A 24,839-nucleotide genomic window follows, 5' to 3' on the forward strand; every position below is an offset into this window, starting at 1 on the left:
CGGCCCCGGCGCGGGCGGGGTTTTCCCCCCCCCCCCCCCGGTCCCCCCCCCCGCCACCACGCCCCTGCCGGTCGGGGCCGACCAGCCGCCGCCGACCGGCCCGTGGCACTCGGTGTTCCGCGACGACTTCAACGGCTCCGGCCTCGACCACGCGTCCTGGGCGACCTGCTACGACTGGAACGACGGCGGCTGCACCAATGCCGGCAACCAGGAGGACCAGTGGTACCTCCCGAGCCAGGTCTCGGTGGCGGACGGCAAGCTCACCCTCACCGCCGAGCGCAGGGCCACGACCGGCAGCGACGGCAAGACCTACCCCTGGACCTCCGGCATGGTGTCCACCGGCCGCGACCAGTGGGACGGCACCCCCCGGAAGACCTTCACCTACGGGTACTTCGCCGCCGCGATCAAGACCACCGGCCAGGCGGCCGGCATGTTCCCGGCCTTCTGGCTGCTCCCCGCCGGCACCCGCGGCGGACTGCCCGAGCTGGACATCGCCGAGTTCATCAACACCGACCACTACGCCGACCTCAACCTGCACGCCGAGGCCCCCGACGGCACCAACATCGACGCCCACTACTCCCACGGCCCGGTGGACTTCTCCAGCGGCTACCACGTCTTCGGACTCGACTGGGAACCCGACGCGGTCACCTGGTACGTCGACGGCGTGCAGGTCTTCCAGGTCACCGATCGGAGCGTGATCCCGGACGTGCCGATGGAACTGATCCTCGACCTGGCGGTCGGCTACCACCAGTCGCCCCCGGCAGACGTCGACCGGACCCAGGTGGCCGTCGACTGGGTCGCCGTCTGGCAGCACTGAGCACCCGGGCACCGCAGCACCCGAGCACCCGAGTACGGGAGAACCCGAACACCTGAGCACCCGAGCACCCGAGCACCCGAGCACCCGAGAGGAAGGCCGACACCGTGAACCGCACCAGCCCCGCACTGGACCGCAGCACCCCGGTCCTGCTGGTCAGGGTGGGCCGGTACCCGCTCGCGCACGGACCGCTCGGCGCCGTCCGCTCCCTCGGCCGGGCCGGCGTCCAGGTGCGGGCGATCGTGGAGGACCGGCTCACCCCGACCGCGCTCTCCCGCTACCTGACCCGCGCGATCGTCCGCCCCACCAGCGGACGCGAGCCCGCCGAAGACCTGGTCGCCACCGTCGCGGACGTCGGACGCCGGCTCGCCGGGGAGTCCGGCCGGCGCTGCGTGGCCGTGCCCACCGACGACGAGGCCGCCGTCCTGCTCGCCGAGCACGCCGGGGAACTCGCCCCGTACTTCCTGCTGCCCCCGGTGCCCGCGGCGCTGCCGCGCCGGGTGGCCGACAAGGGCGCCCTCTACACCGACTGCCTCCGCTACGGGATCCCGGCGCCGGAGAGCGCCGCGCCCGCCGACCTGGACGAGCTGATCGAGGCCGCGGAGCGCTGCGGCTACCCGCTGGTCCTGAAGAACCTCGCCCCCTTCACCCGGCTGAGCCACCCCGTGGTGAGCCACGCCACGGTGGTGCACGACGAAGCCGAACTGCTGCGCCACTGCCCCCCGGACCGCCCGCTCTCGGTGCTCGCCCAGGAGTACCTGCCGGACGCGCGGACCGAGCACTGGATCACCCACCTGTGCTGCGGCGCGGGCGGCGAGCCGCTGGCCCTGTTCACCGGGCGCAAGCTGCGTTCCTACCCGCCGTCGGGCGGATTCACCACCCGCGCGGTCGCGGTGTCCAACCCCGAGCTGGCCGGGCTCGCCGCCGGGCTCTGCCGGCGGATCGGCTACAGCGGCATCGCCGACCTGGACTGGCGGCTGGACCTGCGCGACGGCCGGTACAAGCTGCTCGACTTCAACCCCCGCACCGGAGCCCAGTTCCGGCTGTTCGAAACGGTGGACGGCGTGGACGTCGTCCGGGCCCTCCACCTGTGGCTCACCGGCCGGCCGGTCCCGCGCGGACCCCAGCTGGACCGGTACTACGGCGTCGGCCAGCTGGACGTGCTCTCCGCCGCCGACGCGCTCTGGCGCGACCGCCGCCCGCCCACCGACCTGCGGCCGCGCCGCTCCACCGAGCGGGCCTGGCTCTGCCGCGACGACCTCCTTCCGGTGGCCGCGATGACCGTCCGCTTCACCGGCCAGGCGATCCGCCGGGTCGCCGGGACCGTCCCCGTCCGAGCCAGAGGAGGCTCGTCATGACCACTCCGCACACCGTCCCCGTCGCGGTCGTCGGCGCAGGACCGTACGGACTCTCCGTCGCCGCCCACCTGACGGGCCGGGACGTGCCACCTCGCGTCCTCGGCGTCCCGATGGAGAGCTGGCGGACCCGGATGCCCGCCGGGATGTTCCTCAAGTCCACGCCGCGGGCCTCCTCCATCGCCGACCCGGTGGGCCGGTACCGGCTGGCCGACTTCCGGGCCGCCGCGGGCCTGCCCCCGGTGGGCGACCGCTACGCCGTACCGCTGGACGAGTTCGTCCGCTACGGCGAGTGGTTCCAGCGGGCCTGCGTGCCCGGGGTCGAGCGCGCCGCGGTGGTGGGGATCGAACGCGCGCGGGACGGCTTCCGGCTGACGCTGGACACGGGCGAGGTGTTCGGCGCCCGGGCCGTGGTCCTGGCCGGAGGGTTCCCGCCGTACGCGCGGGTCCCGGGAGTGCTGCGCCCCCTGGTCGGGGCGGGCCTCGCCTCGCACACCGCGGACCACGCCGATCTGGCGAAGTTCGGCGGCCGCCGGGTGGCGGTGGTCGGCGCCGGACAGTCCGCACTGGAGAGCGCCACCCTGCTGCACGAGGCCGGCGCCGAGCCGGTCCTGGTGGCACGGACCGGGGAGCTGCGGTTCGGCGAGCCGCCGGACTCCGAGGACCCCGCCGACCGCCCGTGGCCGGTGCGGCTGGCCAAGCCCGGCTCACCGCTGGGCCCCGGCTGGTCGTTCGCCGCGTTCAGCCGGGCCACCGGGGCGTTCCGCGTCCTGCCGGACGCGACCCGGGCCAGGCTGGTCCGCACCGTGCTCGGCCCGTCCGGCGGCTGGTGGCTGCGCGAGCGGCTGGAGGGCCGCTTCCCGGTGCTCACCGGGCACGAGCTGCTGACGGCCGGGCGGACCGGACGTGACGGCGGGCCGGTCGGCGGCTCGGTCGGCGGCGACGGCGGGGTGCGGCTGGGACTGCGCGGCACCACCGCGGAGCTGGAGGTGGACCACGTGCTGGCCGCCACCGGCTACCGGGTCGACGTCGGGCGGCTCGACTACCTGTCGCCCGAGCTGCGCGGCACGATCGAGCGGCGCAACGGGGGAGCGCCCCGGCTCTCGGCCGGCTTCGAGTCCTCCGTCCCGGGGCTGTACTTCACCGGACTGTCCGCCGCCGACACCTTCGGGCCGCTGATGCGGTTCGTCTGCGGCACCGGCTTCGCGGCCCGGCGGATCAGCCGCTCGGTCGCGGCCGGCCCGGCGGGGAGCCGCTGAGCGGCGCCGCCGGCCCGGCCGGCTCGGCCCACCGGGAGCGCTCAGCCCACCAGCCGGGAGAGCTCGATCGAGTGCCCCGTCCGCTCCACCTTGGCCCGCAGGTACCGGACGTTGCTCTCGGACAGGTGCACACCCGTCGGCACCCGGCGTTCGACCGTGACGCCCAGGGCGGCCAACTGGGCGTCCTTGTCCGGGTTGTTGCTCAGCAGCTCGATCCCGTCGACCCCGAGCGCCCCGAGCATCTGCGCGGCCGCCGTGTAGTCGCGGCCGTCCTCCGGCAGTCCGAGCGCCGTGTTGGCGTCGTAGGTGTCGAGACCGGAGTCCTGGAGGGCGTAGGCATCGAGCTTGTTGTAGAGCCCGATGCCGCGCCCCTCCTGCCGCAGGTACAGCAGGTAGCCGCCGGCCCCGGCGATCCGCTCGACCGCCTCGCGCAGCTGCGGCCCGCAGTCGCAGCGGTCGGAGCCGAACACGTCCCCGGTCAGGCACTCCGAGTGCAGCCGCACCAGCGGTGTGCCGCCCTCCGGCACGGTGCCGAGGGCCAGCGCGAGGTGTTCCGCCCCGTCCGTCAGTCCGTGGAAGGTGAACACCTCCGCTTCGGCCCGGTACCCGTCCGGGAAGGTCAGCGGAATCCGCACCCGGGAGCGCACCCGGGCGCCGTCGGCGGCCCGCGGCGTGTGCGGGGAATCGTTCGGCTGCTCGGGCAGCTGCACCTGCGGCATGGGCTGGACCTCCGTGACGGACGGTTCTCCTGGGACTCGGCTCCCGACGGTACTAGGTAGTTCCAATTTGAACAACAGCTCGGCCGGGGGTGTACGGAGGGTTGGCGCTGCTCACGAACCGAAAGCCGAGGTCGGCCGCGATCCGGGAGGGGCGGACAAACGCGGGGGAGCGGTGCGAGACTGACGCCTGCGAGCGGTCCGGAGTCGCCGCGCTGGTGTTGTTGCGCGCCGTGACGCCCTCAATGGCGAGGGGACCGCCGGCGTCTCCCCGGGCGGGGAGCGCCTGTCTCCCGACCACCCCATGGAAGGTGCTCACAAGATGCCGGCTACCCCTGTGCCCGTCGCGTCCCACGCCGCCGAGAACGCCGCCGAGAACGCCGCCGTCGAGTCGCTGCTCGCCGAGGTGCTGCGCCGCAACGCCGGCGAGCCCGAGTTCCACCAGGCCGTGCGGGAGGTGGTGGAGACGCTCGGACCGGTGCTGGCGGCGCGGCCGGAGCTGGTCGAGGCGCGGATCGTCGAGCGGATCGTGGAGCCCGAGCGGCAGGTGATGTTCCGGGTGCCGTGGACCGACGACCGGGGCCGGGTGCACGTCAACCGGGGCTTCCGGGTGGAGTTCAACAGCGCGCTCGGCCCGTACAAGGGCGGGCTGCGGTTCCACCCCTCGGTGAACCTCGGGATCGTGAAGTTCCTCGGCTTCGAGCAGATCTTCAAGAACGCGCTGACCGGCCTCGGCATCGGCGGCGGCAAGGGCGGCTCGGACTTCGACCCCAAGGGCCGCTCGGACGCCGAGATCATGCGTTTCTGCCAGTCCTTCATGACCGAGCTCTACCGCCACCTCGGTGAGCACACCGACGTCCCGGCCGGGGACATCGGCGTCGGCGGCCGGGAGATCGGCTACCTGTTCGGCCAGTACAAGCGGATCACCAACCGCTACGAGGCGGGCGTGCTGACCGGCAAGGGCATCGGCTGGGGCGGCTCCCAGGCCAGGACCGAGGCCACCGGCTACGGCTGCGTGCTGTTCACCGCCGAGATGCTGCGCGCCCGGGGCGAGGAGCTGGACGGCCTGCGGGTCGCCGTCTCCGGCTCCGGGAACGTCGCCCTGTACGCGATCGAGAAGGCCCAGCAGCTCGGGGCGACCGTGGTCACCGCCTCCGACTCCACCGGCTTCGTGGTGGACGAGAAGGGCATCGACCTCGACCTGCTGAAGGAGGTCAAGGAGGTCCGGCGCAGCCGGCTCACCGAGTACGCCGAGCGGCGCGGCAGCCACGTCAAGTACCAGGAGGGCACCGGCGTCTGGGGCGTCCCGGTGGACGTGGCACTGCCCTGCGCGACCCAGAACGAGCTGACCGGGCCGGACGCGCTGGCCCTGGTCCGGGGCGGGGTGCGGGCGGTCGCCGAGGGCGCCAACATGCCGGCCACGCCCGAGGCGGTGCGGGTGTTCCAGGAGGCGGGGGTGGCCTTCGGTCCCGGCAAGGCCGCCAACGCCGGCGGGGTCGCGACCAGCGCGCTGGAGATGCAGCAGAACGCCTCGCGCGACGCGTGGTCCTTCGAGCGGACCGAGGAGCGGCTGGCCGCGATCATGCGCGACATCCACGCCTCCTGCCACAGCACGGCGGAGAAGTACGGCCGCCCCGGCGACTACGTCCTGGGCGCCAACATCGCCGGCTTCGAGCTGGTGGCGGACGCGATGCTGGCGCAGGGCCTGATCTGACGGTCCGCACGTCGCGGGCCACCCGACCGGAGCGGGCACGGGATGTCGGGTCCGGCCGGGTGGCCGCTGCCTACGGTGAGGAGCACAGGAACGGAAGGACGGGGCAGGACGGATGCTGGAGCGGCTGAACCAGGCCATGGAGTACATCGAGGAGCACCTCGACGGGACGGTCGACGCGGGCGAGCTCGCGCGGATCGCGACCACCTCGGAGTACCACTTCCGGCGGCTGTTCTCGGCCCTGGCCGGCATGCCGCTGTCGGAGTACCTCCGGCGCCGGCGGCTGACCCTCGCGGGGGCCGAAGTGCTGGCCGGGGAGCGGACCCTGCTGGATGTCGCGGTCCGCTACGGCTACGGCTCGGGGGAGGCGTTCGCCCGGGCGTTCCGGGCGATGCACGGTGTCGGCCCGGGCGAGGCCCGGCAGCGCGGCGCGGTGCTCGTCTCCCAGCCCCGGATGTCCTTCCGGCTCGTCGTCGAAGGGAGCAGCAGTATGGAGTACCGGATCGTCGAGAAGCCGGCGTTCAGGATCGTCGGGCGCAGGGCCAGGGTCCCGCTGGTGCACGAGGGGGTCAACCCGGCCATCGCCGAGTTCATCCGCGGGATCGGGCCGGAGCAGGTGGAGCGGATCACGGCCCTCTCGGGGCAGGAGCCGCGCGGGATCCTCTCGGTCACCGAGTTCTTCTCGGACAGCCGGGAGCAGGGCGTGCCGCTCGACTACTACCACGCGGTGGCGGCCGGGCCGGACGCCGAGGTGCCGGACGGCCTCGACGTGCGGGAGGTCCCGACCGGCACCTGGGCGGTGTTCCGCGTCGTCGGGCCGTTCCCGCAGGCGCTCCAGGAGATGTGGCGGGACGTCTTCACACAGTGGTTCCCGTCCAATCCGTACGAGTTCCGGCCGGGCCCGGAGATCCTGCGGGTCGGCGCCGCGGCGGCGGCGGGCGAGGCGGAGGCCGAGCTCTGGATCCCGGTGACGCGTTCGGCCGGCTGACACGGCGGCCGGCTGACGCGCTGGCCCGCCCGGCCGGCTGACAGGACCGTCCCGCCCGGCCGGGTGACAGGACCGTCCCGCCCGCCCGTTCGGCCCACCAGGACCGGCCCGCCCCCGCCCCCGCCCGCATGCTGGGGCGGGGGCCGTCGAGCGGGAGAGTGGAGCGGGGAATGGCCAAGGCGTTCGGATTCGTCGACTACGGCGGCCCGGAGACCCAGGAGTTCCTGGACCGGCCCGTACTGGAGCCCGGCCCGGGGCAGTTGGCGGTCGCCGTCCGGGCGGCCGGGGTGAACCCGGTGGACTGGAAGGTCCGCCGTGGCCTGCTCGGCCGGGAGCGCCAACTGCCCTTCGTGATGGGCTCGGAGGCGTCCGGAGTGGTGGAGCGGGTCGGCCCCGGCGTCACCGGGTTCACCCCCGGCGACGAGGTGTTCGGCCTGGTCGCGGCGGGCGCCTACGCCGAACAGACGCTGCTGCTGGCCGGGTCGAGCGCGCTGAAGCCGGCGAAGGTCGGCTTCGACCTGGCCGCCACCCTGCCGGTGGCGGCCGCGACCGCCGACGACGCCGTCCGCGACATCGGCGTGGGCGCCGGGCAGACCCTGCTGATCCTCGGTGTCTCCGGCGGTGTCGGCAGCGCGGCCGCGCAGATCGCCCGCAGCCGGGGGATCCGCGTCGTCGGCACGGCCGGCGACTCCAACCGGGCCTATGTCGAGTCGCTGGGCGCGGTGCCGGTCCGCTACGGCGAGGGCGTCGCGGACCGGATCCGGGCGGTCGCGCCGGACGGCGTCGACGGCATCCTCGACCTGATCGGCGGGGACGACCTCAGGGCCGCCGCGGTGACCCTGGCCGACCGGTCCCGGCTGGTCGCCACCAGCGATCCGGTCACCGCGCAGGAGCTGGGCGGCCGTTTCATCACCCGGTCCACCACCCCCGGCACCCTGGCCGCCCTGGCCGAACTCGTGGCCGCCGGGGAGCTGGACCCGAACATCTCCGCCCGCTACCCGCTGGCCCACGCCGCCGAGGCGCTGGCACTCGTCGAATCGGGGCACGCCCGCGGCAAGCTGGTCCTCGAAGTGGGCTGACGCCGGGCCGGGGCCCCACCCGGTCACTCACCGGCATCGGGCCCCCGCCGCCCCCGCCGCCACCCGGTCCCCGCGACCGCGGCCGCCCCCGCCGTGACCAGCACGGCCGTCAGCGGGACCACGTCCCCCACCCGGTCGTACCAGGTGGCCGCGTCCGGCGCCGTCAGCGGCAGCCGCACCACCAGGGCGCCCGTGCCGTCGGTGCCCAGCCGCGCCAGCTCACGGCCCTGAGCGTCGAAGGCGGCCGACACCCCGGTGAGCGAGCCCTGGACGACCGGCCGGCCGGTCTCGGCGGCCCGGATCGCGGCCAGCGAGACGTGCTGCTCGGGCGCCCAGCTCCGCTGGAAGGTCGAGGTCGAGGACTGGTAGACGAGGACCCTGGCCCCCGCCCGGGCGGCCGTCCGCGCCATGTCGGGGAACGCCGACTCGAAGCAGATCAGGGTGCCGATCGGCAGCGCGCGGCCGGACCGGTCCACGGCCGGCAGCAGGTGCTGGTCGGTGCCGGGCGCCCGGTTCTCGCCCGCCGCCCGGCTGACCCCGGCCACCCAGCCCAGCAGCGGCCGCAGCGGGATGTACTCGCCGAACGGCACCAGCCGGATCTTCCGGTACCGGTCGACCACGCCGTCCGGGGACACCAGCACGGCGTCCTTGGAGATCCGCCCGTCCGACTTCCGGGCGTCCTCGCCGGCCAGCAGCTCGGCCCCGGTGGCGGCGGACAGCGCGCGCAGCCGGGCCAGCGTCGCCGGGTCGCGGTCGAGGTCGGCGGTGGTGCTGGACTCGCCCCAGACCACCAGGTCCACCGGGGGCTGCCCGACCAGCGCGGCGGTGGCCCGGGCGCTCGCCTCGAAGCGGGCGTCGGGCTCGTCCACGATGCCGGGCTGCACCAGGGCGATCCGCACCTCGGCCGGCCCGGACCCGCCCGCCGAGGCTGCGGCCGGAGGCGCCGGCCGGAGCGCGAACAGCAGCGGCCCGGCCGCCAGCACCGCCGCCGCGAACAGCGCCGCCACCGCCCGGGGGCGCGGGTCGACGGCGGTGAGCGCCACCGCCACGGCGGTGTTGACCGCCACCACCGCGGCACTGACCAGCCAGATCCCGCCCGCCGAGGCCAGCGCCAGGACGGCGGGGTGCTGCCACTGGGTGGCGCCCAGCAGCGCCCACGGCCCGCCCAGGGCGTGCCAGGAGCGCGCGTACTCGGTGGTCAGCCAGACCGCCGCGACCAGCACCGGCGCGAGCAGCGCCCGCCGGACCGTCAGCGGGGGCCGCAGCAGCCGCCACACCGCGACGCCCACCCCGGCCTGGAGCGCCCCGAACACCACCGCGAGCAGCGGCAGTCCGGGGCCGATGGAGCGGGTCAGCCAGGACATCCCGGTCAGGATGAACCCGGCGCCGAACCACCAGCCGCGCACCGCCGCCTCACGGGCGCCCGGGGCCGCCCGCATCAGCAGCAGGCCGGGGACGAGCGCGACCCAGGCCAGCGCCGCCACCCCGGGGGCCGGGAAGGCGAGCACGGGCAGCGCCCCGGCGGCCAGCGCCGCCAGCCGGGGCCGGTACCGGGCGAGCGTCCGGCCGGGGCGGGCGGCGTCGGCGGCCGTCGGGGCTGCGGGGCAGGGGGGACCGGCGGGGCCGGTGAGCAGGGGAGGGCGCGGCATGCCCCGTATTGTCCGCTTGGCGCGGCCCCGTCACCAGCCCCGTGATCACCCGAACGGCCTACCGATCGAGGGTGGGCCGGTCGAGGGCGGGTCAGCCCTCGTCGCCCTCCAGGTCCCCCTCGGTCTCCAGGAACGCGGCCTGGAGCTGCTCGATCAGCGCCGGGTCCGGCTGCTCCCACAGCCCGCGGCTCGCCGCCTCCAGCAGCCGCTCGCTGATCCCGTGCAGCGCCCACGGGTTGGCGCCGGCCAGGAACTCCCGGTTGACCGGGTCCAGCACGTACTCCTGGGTGAGTTTCTCGTACATCCAGTCCGCGACCACGCCGGTGGTGGCGTCGTACCCGAAGAGGTAGTCGACCGTGGCGGCCATCTCGAAGGCGCCCTTGTAGCCGTGCCGCCGCATCGCCTCGATCCAGCGCGGGTTGACCACCCGGGCGCGGAAGACCCGGGCCGCCTCCTCGGTCAGGGTGCGGGTGCGGACCGTCTCCGGGCGGGTCGAGTCGCCGATGTAGGCGGTCGGCGCCTTGCCGGTGAGCGCGCGCACGGTGGCCACCATGCCGCCGTGGTACTGGAAGTAGTCGTCCGAGTCGGCGATGTCGTGCTCGCGGGTGTCGGTGTTCTTCGCGGCGACGGTGATCCGCTTGTACGCGGTCTCCATCTCCTCGCGGGCCGGACGCCCGTCCAGCCCGCGCCCGTACGCGTAGCCGCCCCAGACCGTGTACACCTCGGCGAGGTCGGCGTCGGTGCGCCAGTCCCGGCTGTCGATCAGCTGGAGCAGTCCGGCGCCGTAGGTGCCGGGGCGGGAGCCGAAGACCCGGGTGGTGGCCTTGCGCTCGTCGCCGTGCACGGCCAGGTCCGCCTGGACGTGGGCGCGGACGAAGTTGTCCGCCTCCGGCTCCTCCTGGGCGGCGGCCAGCCGGACGGCGTCGTCCAGCAGCGCGACCACGTGCGGGAAGGCGTCCCGGAAGAAGCCGGAGATGCGCAGCGTGACGTCGATCCGCGGGCGGCCCAGCTCCGCGAGCGGGATCGCCTCCAGGCCGGTGACCCGGCGCGAGGCGTCGTCCCAGACCGGGCGGACGCCCAGCAGCGCGAAGGCCTCGGCGATGTCGTCGCCGGCGGTGCGCATCGCGCTGGTGCCCCACAGCGACAGGCCCACCGAGGACGGGTGGGTGCCGTCGTTGTCGGCCCGGTAGCGGTCGATCAGCGAGGCGGCGAGCGCCTGGCCGGTCTCCCAGGCGAGCTTGCTGGGCACGGCCTTGGGGTCGACGGAGTAGAAGTTGCGGCCGGTCGGCAGCACGTTGACCAGTCCGCGCAGCGGCGAGCCGGACGGGCCGGCCGGGACGAAGCCGCCCTGGAGCGCGTGCAGGACGGCGTCCAGCTCGTCGGTGGTCGCGGCGAGCCGCGGCACCACCTGGGTGGCGGCGAAGGCCAGCACCTCGTGCACGGCCTCCGGCAGCCCGGCGGCGACCTTCTCCACCGCCTCGGGCGCCCAGTCGGCCGCCTCCATGGCCTCGACCAGGGCGCGGGCCTGCGCCTCGGCCGCGTCGGTGGCGCCGAGGGTGAGCGCGGCCTCGTCCAGGCCGAGCGCCTCGCGCAGGCCGGGCAGGGCGCTGACGCCGCCCCAGATCTGCCGGGCGCGCAGGATGGCGAGCACGATGTTGACCCGGTCGGTGCCGGCCGGCGCCTGGCCGAGGACGTGCAGGCCGTCGCGGATCTGGGCGTCCTTGATCTCGCACAGCCAGCCGTCGACGTGCAGCAGGAAGTCGTCGAAGCCGTCGTCCTCGGGGCGCTCGTCCAGGCCGAGGTCGTGGTCGAGCCGGGCGGCCTGGATCAGGGTCCAGATCTGGGCGCGGATCGCGGGCAGCTTGGCCGGGTCCATCGCGGCGATGTTGGAGTGCTCGTCGAGCAGCTGCTCCAGGCGGGCGATGTCGCCGTAGGAGTCGGCGCGGGCCATCGGCGGGACGAGGTGGTCGACCAGGGTGGCGTGGGCGCGGCGCTTGGCCTGGGTGCCCTCGCCCGGGTCGTTGACCAGGAAGGGGTAGACCAGCGGCAGGTCGCCGAGGACGGCGTCCGGGCCGCACTCGTCGGACAGCGCGGCGGTCTTGCCGGGCAGCCACTCCAGGTTGCCGTGCTTGCCGAGGTGGACGACGGCGTGGGCGCCGAAGCCGCCGTCGGACTGCGCGGCGGCGATCCAGCGGTAGGCGGCCAGGTAGTGGTGGGACGGCGGGAGGTCGGGGTCGTGGTAGATCGCGACCGGGTTCTCGCCGAAGCCGCGCGGCGGCTGGATGAGCACCAGCAGGTTCCCGGAGCGGATCCCGGCGAGCACGATGTCGCCGTCCGGGTTCTGCGAGCGGTCGACGTACAGCTCGCCGGGGGCCGGGCCCCAGTGCTCCTCGACCCGGGTGCGCAGGCCCTCGGGCAGGGTCGCGTACCAGCGGCGGTAGTCGGCGGCCGGGATGCGGACCGGGTTGCGGGCCAGCTGGTCCTCGGTGAGCCAGTCCTGGTCGTAGCCGCCGGCCGCGATCAGCGCGTGGATGAGGGCGTCGCCCTCGTGGCCGTCGTCGGTGTCGGTGTCCAGGCCGGGCAGGTCGTTCCCGAGGTCCATGCCCTCCGCGCGCAGCGCGGTCAGCAGCCGGACGGCGCTGGCCGGGGTGTCCAGGCCGACCGCGTTGCCGACCCGGGCGTGCTTGGTCGGGTAGGCGGACAGCACCAGCGCGAGCCGGCGCTCGGTGGCCGGGACGTGCCGCAGCCGGGCGTGGGCGACGGCGATCCCGGCGACCCGGGCCGAGCGCTCCTCGTCGGCGGCGTAGACGGTGAGGCCGTCCTCGTCCAGCTCCTTGAAGGAGAACGGGACGGTGATCAGCCGGCCGTCGAACTCGGGCACGGCGATCTGGGTGGCGGTGTCCAGCGGGGAGAGGCCGTCGTCGCTCTCCTCCCAGCGGGCGCGCGACCAGGTCAGGCAGAGCGCCTGGAGGATCGGCCGGTCCAGGGCGGCGAGCGCGCCCGCGTCCCAGGCCTCCTCGTCGCCGCCGGCCTGGGCGTCGGCCGGGCGGGTGCCGCCGGCGGCGAGCACGGTGGTGACGATGGCGTCGGCCTCGCCGAGGGCGGCCAGCAGCTCCGGCTCGGCGCCGCGCAGCGAGGCGCAGTAGTAGGCGCGGGCCTGGGCGCCCTGGTCCTCGACCGCGCGGCAGAGGGTCTCCACGAAGGCGGTGTTGCCGCTCATGTGGTGGGCGCGGTAGTAGAGCACCGCGACGGTCGGGCCCTCGGTGGTGCGGGCGGTGCGCTCCAGCGGGCCCCAGGCCGGGGCGGAGGCGGGCGGGGCGAAGCCGTGGCCGGTCAGCAGCACGGTGTCGGAGAGGAAGGCGCCGAGCTCGGCGAGGTTGGCCGCGCCGCCGTGGGCCAGGTAGGCGTGCGCCTCGGCGGCGATGCCGGCCGGGACGGTGGACAGCTCCATCAGCTGGGCGTCGGGGGCCTGTTCGCCGGTCAGCACGATCACCGGGCGGGGGCCGGCGAGCAGGGCGTCCAGGCCCTCCTGCCAGGCGCGGCGGCCGCCGAGCAGGCGGACCACGACCAGTTCGGTGCCCTCCAGCAGGGCGGGCAGCTCCTCGGCGGTGAGCCGGGCCGGGTTGCCGAGCCGGTAGCGGACCGGGCCCTCGGACGCGCGGGCACTGAGCAGGTCGGTGTCTGACGTCGACAGCAGCAGAATCATGCGAAGGCCCTCCCGGCCTCGGAGCAGCCCCGAGCCGAAGGGCGCGCCGGCGTTGAAAGCGATGAGTGACAGGCGAATGACGAAGGAAGGAGCGCCGGAGCGAAGAGCGTCGACGGCGGGTCCGAGCGCCCGGAGGCGAGTGGGCGAGTCTCTGCGGGCAAGGACGATGGCACGGAGCACCACGAGGGCGCGGGCATGCGGCGGCGCATGGCTTCAAGCCTTCCTCGGGGTCCGCGCCCCGGGCGGGTGGAGGACGGCAGGAGTTCCTGGCTCCCGCGCTTCCCCGGAGGCCCGGTGAAGCGCGGTCACAGTGGCGGGACCGCACCGGGTTCGCACCGGTTTCCTCCCCTGCGCCGTCGCTGGCGTGCGGACGGTCCGCGGGGACCGTCCGCGAGCATCGTACGGGGTGAGGCTGACCTGGGGGAGTGCAGGTTCCGGCCGGTGCGGACGGCTCGGAGGTGTGATCGACGGTACGGCGGCAACCCTTCGGATCCTCGGTATGCTCGCCGCCATGCCTCCCGAACCCGACGCCGTCGCGCCGGGCGCCGCCGTGCCCGACCGGGCGCGTTCGGACGCCTGCCCAGGGGCCCTTCGTCTGCATACCGCCGACGACGGCGCCCTGGCGCGGGTCCGGCTGCCCGGAGGGCTGCTGACGGACCGTCAGGCGCTGGCGCTGGTCGAGGCGGCCGAGGCGCTCGGCGACGGCCGCCCGGAGATCACCTCGCGCGGCAACGTCCAACTGCGCGGCCTGGCTTCGGACTGCGGCGGCGAACTCGCCGAGCGGCTGCGGGCCGCCGGCCTGCTGCCCTCCGACACCCATGAGCGGGTCCGCAACATCGTCGCCTCGCCCGGCCCCGGCACCGGGCCCGCCGAGGGCGCCGCCGATGTGCGGGCCTGGGCGCGCGCCCTCGACGCGGCCCTGCGCGCCAGCCCGTGGGCGACCGGCCTGTCCGGAAAGTTCCTGTTCGCCCTGGACGACGGCCGCGGGGACGTCGCCGCCCTGGACGCCGATGTGACATTGATCGCAGGCCCGGACGGCACCGCCCTGCTGCGCCTCGGCCGGGCCGCCACCGCGCGGCCGGTGCCGGCCGGGCGGGCGGTCGCGGCGGCGCTGGACGCGGCCCGGGAGTTCCTGGACGCGCAGCGCGCCGCCGGGCTGCGGGCCTGGCACCTGCGCGAACTGCCCGATCTGCTGCCGCCGGGCCCGGTGCCGCTGCCGCCGCCGGCCGGTACCCGTCCGCCGCTCGGCGCCCTGCCGGGGGGCGGGCTGCACGTGGGCCTGCGCTTCGGCGCGGCCACGGCCGGGCAGTGGCGGGCGCTGGTGGACGCCGCCGAGGGGGAGCTGCGGCTGACCCCGTGGCGCGGCGCGGTGCTGCCCGGCGCTCCCGCCGACCGGCTCCCCGCGCTCGCGGCGGCCGGCTTCCGGACGGCGGCCGGGACGGCCTGGGACGGCGCGAGCGCCTGCACCGGGCTGCCGGGCTGCGCGAAGTCGCGGTCCGACGTCCGGGCCGACGCGGCCCGGGCACTGGACCCGCCCCGGGTGCTGTACTCGCCCCGGGTGCTGGACCCGCCCCGGGCACTGGATTCGCCCCGGGTGCTGGACGAGGGTGCGGCCCTGCTGCCGGTGCACTGGTCGGGCTGCGAACGCCGCTGCGGCCACCCCGCCGGACGCCGGGTGGACGTGCTGGCGACCGGGGAGGGCTACCGGGTGGCGGTGACCGGCGGGCCGCAGGGGCGGGACACCGCCACCGTGGAAGTGACGAACGAGCAGATGGCCGCGGCGGTCGCCGCGGCCCGGAGGACCACGTGATCGAGTACGAGAAGGACGGCGCGTCCATCTACCGCCAGTCCTTTGCCACCATCCGGGCCGAGGCCGATCTGGCCGGGCTGCCCGCGGACGTCGCCCAGGTCGCGGTGCGGATGATCCACGCCTGCGGCATGGTCGACCTGGTCGAGGACCTGGTGTACTCGCCCGGCGCGGTCGCCTCCGCGCGCGCCGCCCTGCGGGCCGGGGCGCCGATCCTGTGCGACGTCAACATGGTCGCCAGCGGTGTCACGCGCAAGCGGCTGCCGGCCGACAACGAGGTGATCTGCACCCTCACCGACCCGTCGGTGCCGGAGCTGGCCCGGGCGATGGGCAACACCCGCAGCGCCGCCGCGATGGAGCTGTGGCTGCCCCGGCTGGAGGGCGCGGTGGTCGCCGTCGGCAACGCCCCGACCTCGCTGTTCCGCCTGCTGGAGCTCATCGAGGCCGGCGCCCCGCGCCCGGCCGCCGTGATCGGCGTACCGGTCGGCTTCATCGGCGCGGCCGAGTCCAAGGAGGCCCTGGCGGCGCACCCGGCCGGCCTGGAGCACCTGGTGGTGCGCGGGCGGCGCGGCGGCAGCGCGATGGCTGCGGCGGCGATCAACGCGATTGCGAGCGAAGAAGAGTGACGGTTCATCAGACAGTCGACCAGCAGGCAACCGGCCGGCTCTACGGCGTGGGCCTCGGCCCCGGCGACCCGTCGCTGGTGACCGTCCGCGCCGCCGAACTCATCGGCAAGGCCGATGTGGTGGCGTACCACAGCGCGCGGCACGGCCGTTCGATCGCCCGCTCCATCGCCGAGCGGTACCTGACAGGTGGTCAGATCGAGGAGAAGCTGGTCTACCCGATCACCGTCGAGACCACCGACCACCCCGGCGGCTACCGGGGCGCGCTGGACGACTTCTACCAGGAGGCCGCCGAACGCCTGGCCGCCCACCTGGACGCCGGCCGCGACGTGGTGGTGCTCGCCGAGGGGGACCCGTTCTTCTACGGCTCCTACCAGCACATGCACAAGCGCCTCGCGCACCGCTACCCGACCGAGGTGGTGCCCGGCGTGACCTCGGTCAGCGCCGCGGCGGCCCGGCTGGGCCAGCCGCTCACCGAGGCCGAGGAGACGCTCACCGTCATCCCCGGCACGCTGCCCGAGGAGGAGCTGACCGCGCGCCTGGCCGCCGCCGACTCCGCCGTGGTCATGAAGCTCGGCCGCACCTTCCCGACCGTGCGCCGCGCGCTGGAGCGGGCGGGCCGGCTGGCCGACGCCCAGTACGTCGAGCGGGCGTTCATGGACGGCGAGCGGACGGCCCCGCTGGCCTCCGTCGACCCGGACACGGTCCCCTACTTCTCGGTGGCCGTGCTGCCCAGCAAGGTCGCCCCGCTGGAGGCACCGGCCCCCGACCTGAGCGGTCCGGGCAGCGTCACCGTCGTCGGCACCGGCCCGGCCGGCCCGCTCTGGCTGACCCCCGAGGCCCGCGGTGCCCTCGCCGCCGCGACCGACCTGGTCGGCTACACCACCTACCTCGACCGGGTGCCGGAGCGGCCCGGCCAGACCCGGCACGGCTCCGACAACAAGGTGGAGTCCGAGCGCGCCGAGTTCGCCCTCGACCTGGCCCGCCGGGGCCACCGGGTCGTGGTGGTCTCCTCCGGTGACCCGGGCGTCTTCGCGATGGCCACCGCCGTACTGGAGGTCGCCTGCGAGGAGTCCTACCGCGAGGTGCCGGTGCGGATCGTCCCCGGGATGACCGCCGCGCACGCGGCCGCCTCCCGGGCCGGCGCCCCGCTCGGCCACGACTACGCGGTGGTGTCGCTCTCCGACCGCCTCAAGCCGTGGGAGGTGGTCGCGGCCCGGCTGCGCGCCGCCGCCGGGGCGGACCTCGTGCTCGCCCTCTACAACCCCGGCTCGCAGTCCCGCACCACCCAGGTCGGCCTGGCCCGGGACCTCCTGCTGGAGTACCGCGCCCCGGAGACCCCGGTGGTGATGGCCCGCGACGTCGGCGGCCCCACCGAGCGGGTCCGCACCGTCCCCCTCGGCGAGCTGGACCCGGCCGAGGTCGACATGCGGACCATCCTCCTGATCGGCTCCTCCCAGACCCAGCACGTCCCCCGCGCCCCGCACCCGGACGTCACCTGGACCCCCCGCCGCTACCCGGAGGCCTGAGCGCCGCCCCACCGCCCCGGGCCCGCCGACGGGCCCGGGGCGGATCGGTCCGCACGGGCGGATGCCGGTCGGGAACTCCCGGCCGGCAGCGCGTGCGTCAGTCGCGGTAGACCTCGGAACGATGGCCGACCCGGACCACCAGGACGAGCAGCAGCCCGCCGTCGATGGTGTAGACCACCCGGTGGTCGCCTACCCGCAGACGGCGGTGGTCGGGCGATCCCACCAGCGCGGTGGTGTGGAAGCCGTAGGGGTCCTGTTCGAGCTCGGCGAGCTTGCGCAGGACCAGGATCGCCGTCGTCCGGGGCAGTTTGCGCAGCTCGCCGCGGGCCGACTCGGTGAAGCGCGTGCTGTACTTCACTCCGGCCTGGCCAGGGTCTCGGCCATGACCTCGTCCAGCGAGTAGGTGGGCTCGTCGCGGCGCTCCTCGATGAGGCGCATCAGTTCGCGCTCCTCCCACTGCCGGTACTCGCGCAACAGCTCTATCGGGACGACGGCGGCGACCTCCCGTCCACGCCGGGTGATGACGGTCGGCTCGTCCCGCTCCGCGCGGTCGACGACGTCGGCGAGGTGCTCGCGGGCCTCGCGAATCGAAACGCTCTGCACAGGCTGCTCGCTCATGCTCCGAGTGTACGAAGTGTTCCAGGTGTACACAATGGCGTTCGCGGACCCCGCCGAGGAGCCGGTGCGGCGGCAGTGGAGCATGATGTCCCGATCGACGGACGAACGGCAGGGAGACGGTGCGGGACATGGGCGAGGTCGGCGGGCGGGCCGGGCAGCTGCGGAGCAGTGGGCTGCGGCACGGGTGGACGACCGGGGCGTGCGCCACGGCGGCGACCAAGGCCGCCTACCGGGCGCTGCTCACCGGGGTGTTCCCGGACCCGGTGGAGATCACGCTGCCGAAGGGGCAGCGGCCGGCCTTCGCGCTCGCGGCGGAGCTGATGGCCGAGGAGCCGGACGGCGGGCGGCGGGCGACGGCCGGGGTGGTGAAGGACGCCGGGGACGATCCGGACGTCACCCACGGCGCGCTGGTGCGGTCCACCGTGCGGGCGGGGGAGCCGGGTGCGGGCGTGGTGTTCCGGGCCGGGCCGGGGGTGGGGACGGTCACCAAGGCCGGGCTCCCGCTGCCGGTCGGCGAACCCGCCATCAACCCGGTGCCCCGGCAGATGATCCGGGACGCCGTCGCCGAGGTCGCGGCCGAGTGCGGCGGCAGCGGGGACGTGGTGGTGGAGGTGTCGATCGACCACGGCGAGGAGCTCGCCCGGTCCACCTGGAACCCCCGCCTCGGCATCCTCGGCGGGCTCTCCGTCCTCGGCACCACCGGCATCGTCGTCCCCTACTCCTGCTCCGCCTGGATCGACTCGATCCGGCGCGGGGTGGACGTGGCGCGGGCCGCCGGGCGCACCCATGTGGCCGGCTGCACCGGTTCGACCTCGGAGAAGGTGGCCGCGGCGGTGCACGGCCTGCCCGAGGACGCGCTGCTCGACATGGGCGACTTCGCGGGCGCCGTGCTCAAGTACCTCAAGCGCCACCCGGTGCCGAGGCTGACCGTCGCCGGCGGCTTCGCCAAGCTCTCCAAGCTCGCCGCCGGCCACCTCGACCTGCACTCGGCGCGCTCCCAGGTGGACCAGGGGTACCTGGCCGGGCTGGCCCGCGCGGGCGGCGCGGACGAGGAGCTGGCGGCGGCGGTCGCGGCGGCCAACACCGGTCTTGGGGCGATCCAGCTCTGCCGGGCGGCCGGGGTACCGCTGGGCGACCTGGTGGCCGAGGCGGCCCGGGCCACCGCGCTCGGGGTGCTGGTCGGTTCGCCGGTCGCGGTGGACGTCATCTGCATCGACCGGGCGGGGACGATCGTGGGCCGCGCGGAACCGCTGGGGCCCTGAGGGCCGTCCCCCGTCGGGGAGTTCCGTTCCAGGAGTGTCCTGAGACTGTCCCAAGAACCTCGCCATGATGTGAAGATCTGACGCTCATACGGGGTGAGAAACGGACAAAAGTCGCGCCACACCCGGGGTCGATTCTGTTGCTATCTCAGCCATGAGATATCGTCTGGCGAGTGACAGGCGACTACCTCACCCGTATCGGCACCCTCATCCGCACCGCGCGTCAGCACCGCGGCTGGTCCCAGGCCCAGCTCGGCGAGGCCCTCGGCACCAGCCAGAGCGCGGTCAACCGCATCGAGCAGGGCAAGCAGAACGTCAGCCTTGAGATGATCGCCCGCATCGGCGAAGCGCTCGACAGCGAGATCGTCTCCCTCGGCTACTCCGGCCCGATGCACCTGCGGGTCGCCGGCGGCACCACCCTCTCCGGCGCGATCGACGTCCGCAGCAGCAAGAACGCCTGCGTCGCCATCCTCTGCGCCTCGCTGCTGACCACCGGCCGCACCACCCTGCGCAGCGTCGCCCGGATCGAGGAGGTCTACCGGATCCTCGAAGTGCTCAACAGCATCGGCGTCAGGAGCCGCTGGACCAACGACGGCCGCGACCTCGAACTCACCCCGCCCGCCGAGCTCGACCTGGCCGGCATGGACGTCGAGGCCGCCCGCCGCACCCGCAGCGTGCTGATGTTCCTCGGCCCGCTGATGCACCGCGCCGACAACTTCGCCATCCCCTACGCCGGCGGCTGCGACCTCGGCACCCGCACCGTGCAGCCGCACCTCACCGCGCTGCGCCGGTTCGGCCTGGAGGTCGCCACCACCGGCGGCGCCTACCACGCCTCGGTCCAGCCCGGCACGCCGATGGACCGGCCGATCGTGCTGACCGAGCGCGGGGACACCGTCACCGAGAACGCCCTGCTCGCCGCCGCCCGCCACGACGGCGTCAGCGTCATCCGCAACGCCTCGCCCAACTACATGGTCCAGGACCTCTGCTTCTTCCTGGAGAAGCTGGGCGTGCGGATCGACGGCGTCGGCACCACCACCCTCACCGTGCACGGCGTCCCCGAGATCACCTGCGACGTCGACTACACCCCGGCCGAGGACCCGGTGGAGGCGATGAGCCTGCTCGCCGCCGCCGTGGTCACCTCCTCCGAGCTGACCGTCCGCCGGGTGCCGATCGAGTTCCTGGAGATCGAGCTCGCCGTGCTGGAGGGCATGGGCCTCGACTACGACCGCACCCCGGAGTACCCCGCCCACAACGGCCGCACCCGGCTGGTCGACCTCACCGTGCGCCCCTCCAAGCTCACCGCGCCGATCGACACCATCCACCCGATGCCCTTCCCCGGCATCAACATCGACAACGTGCCGTTCTTCGCCGCCATCGCCGCGGCCGCCCACGGCACCACGATGATCCACGACTGGGTGTACGACAACCGCGCCATCTACCTCACCGAACTCACCCGCCTCGGCGCGGACATCAAGCTCCTCGACCCGCACCGGGTGCTGGTCCAGGGCCCGACCCGCTGGCGCGCCGCCGAGATGGTCTGCCCGCCCGCGCTGCGCCCCGCCGTGGTGATCCTGCTGGCGATGCTGGCCGCCAAGGGCACCTCGGTGCTCCGCAACGTCTACGTCATCAACCGGGGCTACGAGGACCTCGCCGAGCGCCTCAACTCCATCGGCGCCCAGATCGAGACCTTCCGCGACATCTGATCCGCACACCCACCGCTGCCCGGCCCCGGAACCCCGGGGCCGGGCAGCGGCGTTCCCGGGCCCGGCTACTCGCCGGTGCGGCCGTCGAGGTGCTCGCGGACGAGGTCGGCGTGGCCGTTGTGGCGGGCGTACTCCTCGATCATGTGGGTGAGGATCCAGCGCAGGGAGTACTCGGTCTCCTCGCCGTCGGGCGCGCGGTAGTGGCCGAGGACGTCCAGGGACGGGGCGGCGGCGACGAGTTCGCGGGCGTGCTCGCACTCGGCGCGCCAGACGGTGAAGGCCTCGTCCGGGTCGGCCCCGTCGGCCTCGAACTCGGCCTCCCGGCCGCCCCAGAAGCCGGGGTGGCCCTCGCCGTTGAGGACGTTGCGGAACCAGCCGCGTTCCACCTCGGCCAGGTGGCGGGCCAGGCCGAGCAGGGAGAGCGGGGAGGGGAGCAGCGGGCGGGCGCGGAGCTGTTCGGTGCTCAGCCCGGCGCACTTCCAGGCGAAGGTGGCGCGCTGGAAGTCCAGGAAGCCCGTCAGGGTGGCGAGTTCCCCGGCGGCCAGGGGCGGCTCGGTGCGGGCGGCGTCGGCGAGTTCGTAGGCGTCGGTCATCCGGCCATCCTGGCAGCGACGGGCGGGCCCCGCGCGGGAATTACCGGCCGGTCAGGCCCTGTTCGGCCAGCCGCTCCAGCACCTCCGGGACGCTTGCCGCGACCGGCACCCCGGCCGGCAGCGGCGGGCGGTCCACCAGCACCACGGGCAGGCCGAGTTCGCGGGCCGCGGTGAGCTTGGGCGCGGTGGCCGCGCCGCCGCTGTCCTTGGTGACCACGACGTCGATCCGGTGCTCGCGCAGCACCGCCCGCTCGCCGTCCAGGGTGAACGGGCCCCGGTCGAGCAGGACGTCGAGCGAGGCGGGCAGCGGCGGCTCGGGCGGATCGACCGAGCGGGCCACGAAGTGCAGGCCGTCGAGGTGGGCGAAGGCGCCGATGCCCTGCCGGCCGCTGGTGAGCAGGACCCGCCGGCCGAGCGCGGGCAGCAGCGCGGCGGCGGCGTCCAGGGACGGGACGCGGTGCCAGTCGTCGCCCGGCACCGCCGCCCAGCCGGGGCGGCGCAGCGCCAGCAGCGGGACGCCGGTGGCCGCGGCGGCCGCGGCGGCGTTGCCGGACATGACGGCGGCGAACGGGTGGGTGGCGTCCACCACCGCGTCCACCCGCTCGGCGCGCAGCCAGTCGGCGAGGCCGTCGGCGCCGCCGAAGCCGCCGATCCGCACCTCACCGGCGGGCAGCCGGGGTCGGGTCACCCGCCCGGCGAGCGAGCTGGTGACCCGGAGCCCGGGCCGGCCGTCGAGCGCGGTGGAGAGCGTGGTGGCGAGGGCGGTGGCGAGCGCGGCGGCGAGGGCGCGCGCCTCGGTGGTGCCGCCGAGGATCAGCAGGTGGCGGCCGTCCGGGGGCGGCGTCATCAGGCGCCGCAGGGCTCGTGCGGGCGCTCGCGGTCCGCGGAGTAGAGGTGGCTGTCGCGGAACTGCTCGGCGGCCAGGGTGCGGCCGACGATGATCACGGCGGTGCGGACCACGCCGGCGGCCTTCATCTGCCCGGCGATGTCCCCGACGGTGCCGCGCAGCACCAGCTCGTCCGGCCGGCTGGCCATCGCGACCACGGCGGCCGGGCAGTCCGCCCCGTAGTGCGGGAGCAGCTGCTCGACCACGTCGTCCACGTACCCGGCGGCCAGGTGCAGGACGAGCAGGGCGCCGCTGCGGCCGAGGGTGGCGAGGTCCTCGCCGGCCGGCATCGGGGTGGCCCGCTTGGCGATCCGGGTGAGGATCACGGTCTGGCCGACGGTCGGCACGGTCAGCTCGCGCTTGAGCGCGGCCGCCGCGGCGGCGAACGCCGGCACGCCCGGCACCACCTCGTAGGGCACGCCGGCCGCGTCGAGACGGCGCATCTGCTCGGCGACGGCGCTGAACACCGAGGGGTCGCCGGAGTGCAGCCGGGCGACGTCCTGCCCGGCGGCGTGGGCGCGGACCATCTCCTCGACGATCAGGTCCAGGGTGAGGTTGGCGGTGTCGACCAGCCGGGCGCCGGGCGGGCACTCGGCGAGCAGTTCGCGCGGCACCAGGCTGCCGGCGTAGAGGCAGACCTCGGCGCGGGCCAGGATCCGCTGGCCGCGCAGGGTGATCAGGTCGGCGGCGCCGGGGCCGGCCCCGATGAAGTGGACGGTCACGAGGCGTTCTCCCGGGAGGTGAGGGTTTCGGCGGCGGGTTTGACGGCGGACCACTGGGTGACCGGCATCGCCTGGCGCCAGCCGGTGAAGCCGCCGACCGGGACGGCGTGCGCCACGGCGAGCCGCAGCAGTTCGCCGCCGTGCCGCCGGTACCAGGTGGTGAGCAGCGCCTCCGACTCCAGGGTCACCGTGTTGGCGACCAGCCGGCCGCCGGGCGGCAGCGCCGCCCAGCAGGTGTCGAGCAGACCGGGCGCGGTGAGGCCGCCGCCGACGAACACCGCGTCCGGGGCGGGCAGTCCGGCGAGCGCGTCCGAGGCGGGTCCGGTGACCACGCGCAGCCGGGGCACACCGAGGGCGGCGGCGTTGCGGGCGATCCGTTCGGCCCGCACCGGGTCGCGTTCGACCGTGACGGCCCGGTTGTCGCGGTGGGCGCGCAGCCACTCGATCGCGATCGATCCCGAGCCGCCGCCGATGTCCCAGAGCAGTTCACCGGGGACGGGGGCCAGGGTGGCGAGGGTTGCGGCGCGCACGTGCCGCTTGGTCAGCTGGCCGTCGCTCTCGTACGCGGCGTCGGGCAGGCCGGGGACGACCGGGGTGCGGGGGCCGTCGGCGCCGAGCTCGACGGCGATCAGGTTGAGCGGGTCGCCGGGCGGGTGCGGCCAGCCGTCGGCGGTGCCGTCCAGCTGCCGCTCGCCGGGCCCGCCGAGCTGTTCGAGGACCCGCAGCCGGGCGGAGCCGTACCCGTGCGCGGAGAGCAGTGCGGCGACGGCGGCCGGGGTGGCGGCGTCGGCGCTGAGCACCAGCAGCCGCCGGCCCGGGTTGAGCGCCAGGCGCAGGGTGTCGAGGGGCCGGCCGACCAGGCTGACCACCTCGGTGGCCTCCAGCGGCCAGCCGAGCCGGGCGCAGGCGTACGCGACCGAGGAGGGGTGCGGCAGGATCCGCAGCCGTTCGGGGCCGACGGTCTCGGCGAGGGTGCGGCCGATGCCGAAGAACATCGGGTCGCCGCTGGCCAGGACGACCGGCCGGCGGTCCGCGTACCGGGCGAGCAGGCCGGCGACGGCCGGGCGCAGCGGGGACGGCCAGGGCACCCGTTCGGCGCCGACCTCCTCGGCGGGCAGCAGGTCCAGCTGCCGGGGGCCGCCGATCACGGCCCCGGCGGCCCGCAGGGCGGCGCGCGCGGTGGCGGCGAGTCCGGGCCAGCCGTCGGCCCCGATCCCGACGACGGTGATCGGGGGTGGCTGCTGGGACACCGGGGGGCTCCTCGGGGCGGGGTCGTCGACGCGGGGTGTGGGCAGCCTACCTGGCGGTATTCGGCCCGCGGTCGGCCAGGGTGCGGCGCAGGAGCGGCCGTGACGCGGTTCGGCCCGGCGTCCTCAGTCGCGCCGCCGCCAGTCGCCGGAGGCGATGAGCGCCGGGTGCGCGCGCAGCCGGGCGCCGACGGCCGGTCCGGCCAGGTACACCCAGGCCGGGGCGGTGCCGCCGTCCTCGGTGCGCACGGTCAGCCGCTCGCGGACGTACTCGCCGCCGCCGTCCGGACGGCAGTCCTCCAGCCGGTCCAGCGCCGCGAGCGCCTCCGGGTAGGCGGCGGGGCGGATCGTCACCAGCTCGCCGAGGATCCGCCGGCCCGGGGCGGCGTCCGGCACGGCGTACGGGAACCCGGGCCCCGCGTGCAGCGCGGCGCCGTCCAGCACCGCCGGCCGTACCGAGGCGCAGCGGCCGGCCAGGAACACCGCGTGGTTGCGCTCCCCGGTGAGCAGGGTTCCGTAGACGAAGAAGGGGAGGGCGGGCGGCACGGGGACTCCTCGGGGCCGGGGGTGGGACG

21 protein-coding genes and 1 riboswitch are annotated in these 24,839 nt (G+C 75.4%); of the genes, 11 read left to right on the forward strand and 10 right to left on the reverse strand.

Annotated elements, in window-relative coordinates; translation table 11 throughout:
* Positions 1-112 precede the first annotated feature (112 nt).
* The 3 genes from ADK60_RS08075 (at position 113) to ADK60_RS08085 (ending at position 3,428) form a co-directional block, all read left to right on the forward strand.
* Entirely contained in the window at positions 113-817 is a 705-nt protein-coding gene (locus ADK60_RS08075) for a glycoside hydrolase family 16 protein (RefSeq protein WP_159400348.1), read from the forward strand.
* A gap of 104 nt (positions 818-921) precedes the next feature.
* A complete protein-coding gene (locus tag ADK60_RS08080) occupies positions 922-2,172 on the forward strand; it encodes a carboxylate--amine ligase (protein ID WP_053644445.1) in 1,251 nt (416 codons plus the stop codon).
* The gene (locus tag ADK60_RS08085; RefSeq protein ID WP_053644447.1) at positions 2,169-3,428 is read left to right on the forward strand and encodes an NAD(P)-binding domain-containing protein; all 1,260 of its coding nucleotides are present in this window, start codon (positions 2,169-2,171) and stop codon (positions 3,426-3,428) included. The genes ADK60_RS08080 and ADK60_RS08085 overlap by 4 nt, the downstream gene beginning before the upstream one ends.
* Before the next feature lie 41 nt (positions 3,429-3,469).
* Here the strand turns inward: ADK60_RS08085 and ADK60_RS08090 are convergent, their stop codons facing one another.
* Positions 3,470-4,147 carry a GTP cyclohydrolase II gene (locus tag ADK60_RS08090; protein ID WP_079008151.1) on the reverse strand — a complete coding sequence of 226 codons (678 nt, stop codon included), beginning with the start codon at positions 4,145-4,147 and terminating at the stop codon, positions 3,470-3,472.
* Positions 4,148-4,466: 319 nt separating this feature from the next.
* Between ADK60_RS08090 and gdhA the strand changes: the two genes are divergently transcribed.
* The 3 genes from gdhA (at position 4,467) to ADK60_RS08105 (ending at position 7,922) form a co-directional block, all read left to right on the forward strand.
* Positions 4,467-5,858 carry an NADP-specific glutamate dehydrogenase gene (gene gdhA / locus ADK60_RS08095; protein WP_053644449.1) on the forward strand — a complete coding sequence of 464 codons (1,392 nt, stop codon included), beginning with the start codon at positions 4,467-4,469 and terminating at the stop codon, positions 5,856-5,858.
* 112 nt (positions 5,859-5,970) lie between these two features.
* Positions 5,971-6,843 carry an AraC family transcriptional regulator gene (locus tag ADK60_RS08100; protein ID WP_053644451.1) on the forward strand — a complete coding sequence of 291 codons (873 nt, stop codon included), beginning with the start codon at positions 5,971-5,973 and terminating at the stop codon, positions 6,841-6,843.
* A gap of 170 nt (positions 6,844-7,013) precedes the next feature.
* The gene (locus ADK60_RS08105; protein WP_053644453.1) at positions 7,014-7,922 is read left to right on the forward strand and encodes an NADP-dependent oxidoreductase; all 909 of its coding nucleotides are present in this window, start codon (positions 7,014-7,016) and stop codon (positions 7,920-7,922) included.
* Between the two features lie 23 nt (positions 7,923-7,945).
* On the opposite strand, the gene lnt is transcribed toward ADK60_RS08105, so the two are convergent.
* Together lnt and cobN are read right to left on the reverse strand one after the other, a co-directional pair.
* Positions 7,946-9,571, reverse strand: coding sequence for an apolipoprotein N-acyltransferase (gene lnt / locus ADK60_RS08110; protein WP_079008152.1), 1,626 nt, complete (start codon positions 9,569-9,571; stop codon positions 7,946-7,948).
* Between the two features lie 91 nt (positions 9,572-9,662).
* Entirely contained in the window at positions 9,663-13,277 is a 3,615-nt protein-coding gene (cobN, locus tag ADK60_RS08115; RefSeq protein ID WP_053644455.1) for a cobaltochelatase subunit CobN, read from the reverse strand.
* 260 nt (positions 13,278-13,537) lie between these two features.
* Positions 13,538-13,623, reverse strand: a riboswitch (cobalamin riboswitch).
* 165 nt (positions 13,624-13,788) lie between these two features.
* Between cobN and ADK60_RS08120 the strand changes: the two genes are divergently transcribed.
* From ADK60_RS08120 to ADK60_RS08130, 3 genes are read left to right on the forward strand one after another with little or no spacing between them, the layout of a single operon-like run.
* Positions 13,789-15,087, forward strand: coding sequence for a ferredoxin-like domain-containing protein (locus ADK60_RS08120; RefSeq protein WP_234370987.1), 1,299 nt, complete (start codon positions 13,789-13,791; stop codon positions 15,085-15,087).
* Positions 15,084-15,710 carry a precorrin-8X methylmutase gene (locus ADK60_RS08125; RefSeq protein WP_030392140.1) on the forward strand — a complete coding sequence of 209 codons (627 nt, stop codon included), beginning with the start codon at positions 15,084-15,086 and terminating at the stop codon, positions 15,708-15,710. The genes ADK60_RS08120 and ADK60_RS08125 overlap by 4 nt, the downstream gene beginning before the upstream one ends.
* Positions 15,707-17,236, forward strand: a complete 1,530-nt coding sequence (locus tag ADK60_RS08130) for a precorrin-2 C(20)-methyltransferase (protein WP_053644458.1) — start codon at positions 15,707-15,709, stop codon at positions 17,234-17,236. The genes ADK60_RS08125 and ADK60_RS08130 overlap by 4 nt, the downstream gene beginning before the upstream one ends.
* A 97-nt stretch (positions 17,237-17,333) precedes the next feature.
* On the opposite strand, the gene ADK60_RS08135 is transcribed toward ADK60_RS08130, so the two are convergent.
* Both ADK60_RS08135 and ADK60_RS08140 read right to left on the reverse strand, forming a co-directional pair.
* Positions 17,334-17,594 (reverse strand): type II toxin-antitoxin system RelE family toxin, encoded by a 261-nt coding sequence (locus ADK60_RS08135; protein WP_053644460.1) that lies wholly within the window; start codon positions 17,592-17,594, stop codon positions 17,334-17,336.
* On the reverse strand, positions 17,591-17,854 hold the full coding sequence (locus ADK60_RS08140; protein WP_053644480.1) for a type II toxin-antitoxin system Phd/YefM family antitoxin: 264 nt from the start codon (positions 17,852-17,854) through the stop codon (positions 17,591-17,593). The genes ADK60_RS08135 and ADK60_RS08140 overlap by 4 nt, the downstream gene beginning before the upstream one ends.
* Positions 17,855-17,982: 128 nt before the next feature.
* Here ADK60_RS08140 and ADK60_RS08145 point away from each other — a divergent pair, with 128 nt between their 5' ends.
* Together ADK60_RS08145 and ADK60_RS08150 are read left to right on the forward strand one after the other, a co-directional pair.
* Positions 17,983-19,116, forward strand: coding sequence for a cobalt-precorrin-5B (C(1))-methyltransferase (locus tag ADK60_RS08145; RefSeq protein WP_053644462.1), 1,134 nt, complete (start codon positions 17,983-17,985; stop codon positions 19,114-19,116).
* A 170-nt stretch (positions 19,117-19,286) separates the two neighbouring features.
* Entirely contained in the window at positions 19,287-20,816 is a 1,530-nt protein-coding gene (locus ADK60_RS08150; protein WP_053644465.1) for a UDP-N-acetylglucosamine 1-carboxyvinyltransferase, read from the forward strand.
* 65 nt (positions 20,817-20,881) lie between these two features.
* Here the strand turns inward: ADK60_RS08150 and ADK60_RS08155 are convergent, their stop codons facing one another.
* The 5 genes from ADK60_RS08155 to ADK60_RS08175 all read right to left on the reverse strand — a co-directional run bounded on the left by ADK60_RS08155 (position 20,882) and on the right by ADK60_RS08175 (position 24,810).
* Positions 20,882-21,409 (reverse strand): DinB family protein, encoded by a 528-nt coding sequence (locus ADK60_RS08155; protein WP_053644467.1) that lies wholly within the window; start codon positions 21,407-21,409, stop codon positions 20,882-20,884.
* A gap of 40 nt (positions 21,410-21,449) precedes the next feature.
* The gene (locus ADK60_RS08160; protein ID WP_053644469.1) at positions 21,450-22,256 is read right to left on the reverse strand and encodes a cobalt-precorrin-6A reductase; all 807 of its coding nucleotides are present in this window, start codon (positions 22,254-22,256) and stop codon (positions 21,450-21,452) included.
* Positions 22,256-23,017 (reverse strand): precorrin-4 C(11)-methyltransferase, encoded by a 762-nt coding sequence (gene cobM / locus ADK60_RS08165; protein ID WP_053644471.1) that lies wholly within the window; start codon positions 23,015-23,017, stop codon positions 22,256-22,258. Before cobM ends, ADK60_RS08160 begins: the two co-directional genes overlap by 1 nt.
* Positions 23,014-24,267, reverse strand: coding sequence for a bifunctional cobalt-precorrin-7 (C(5))-methyltransferase/cobalt-precorrin-6B (C(15))-methyltransferase (locus tag ADK60_RS08170; protein ID WP_053644473.1), 1,254 nt, complete (start codon positions 24,265-24,267; stop codon positions 23,014-23,016). The genes cobM and ADK60_RS08170 overlap by 4 nt, the downstream gene beginning before the upstream one ends.
* 123 nt (positions 24,268-24,390) lie before the next feature.
* Positions 24,391-24,810 carry a gamma-glutamylcyclotransferase family protein gene (locus ADK60_RS08175; protein ID WP_053644475.1) on the reverse strand — a complete coding sequence of 140 codons (420 nt, stop codon included), beginning with the start codon at positions 24,808-24,810 and terminating at the stop codon, positions 24,391-24,393.
* Positions 24,811-24,839: the final 29 nt, after the last annotated feature.

It is taken from the genome of Streptomyces sp. XY431 (assembly GCF_001279805.1).
Taxonomy (GTDB): Bacteria; Actinomycetota; Actinomycetes; order Streptomycetales; family Streptomycetaceae; genus Kitasatospora; species Kitasatospora purpeofusca.

Bases quoted from the DNA above. Each gene is read 5' to 3' on its own strand.
- ADK60_RS08085 (WP_053644447.1), top strand. From the start codon at position 2,169: ATGACCACTCCGCACACCGTCCCCGTCGCGGTCGTCGGCGCAGGACCG.
- ADK60_RS08090 (WP_079008151.1), bottom strand. From the start codon at position 4,147: ATGCCGCAGGTGCAGCTGCCCGAGCAGCCGAACGATTCCCCGCACACG.
- gdhA (WP_053644449.1), top strand. From the start codon at position 4,467: ATGCCGGCTACCCCTGTGCCCGTCGCGTCCCACGCCGCCGAGAACGCC.
- ADK60_RS08100 (WP_053644451.1), top strand. From the start codon at position 5,971: ATGCTGGAGCGGCTGAACCAGGCCATGGAGTACATCGAGGAGCACCTC.
- ADK60_RS08105 (WP_053644453.1), top strand. From the start codon at position 7,014: ATGGCCAAGGCGTTCGGATTCGTCGACTACGGCGGCCCGGAGACCCAG.
- lnt (WP_079008152.1), bottom strand. From the start codon at position 9,571: ATGCCGCGCCCTCCCCTGCTCACCGGCCCCGCCGGTCCCCCCTGCCCC.
- cobN (WP_053644455.1), bottom strand. From the start codon at position 13,277: ATGATTCTGCTGCTGTCGACGTCAGACACCGACCTGCTCAGTGCCCGC.
- ADK60_RS08120 (WP_234370987.1), top strand. From the start codon at position 13,789: ATGCCTCCCGAACCCGACGCCGTCGCGCCGGGCGCCGCCGTGCCCGAC.
- ADK60_RS08140 (WP_053644480.1), bottom strand. From the start codon at position 17,854: ATGAGCGAGCAGCCTGTGCAGAGCGTTTCGATTCGCGAGGCCCGCGAG.
- ADK60_RS08145 (WP_053644462.1), top strand. From the start codon at position 17,983: ATGGGCGAGGTCGGCGGGCGGGCCGGGCAGCTGCGGAGCAGTGGGCTG.
- ADK60_RS08155 (WP_053644467.1), bottom strand. From the start codon at position 21,409: ATGACCGACGCCTACGAACTCGCCGACGCCGCCCGCACCGAGCCGCCC.
- ADK60_RS08160 (WP_053644469.1), bottom strand. From the start codon at position 22,256: ATGACGCCGCCCCCGGACGGCCGCCACCTGCTGATCCTCGGCGGCACC.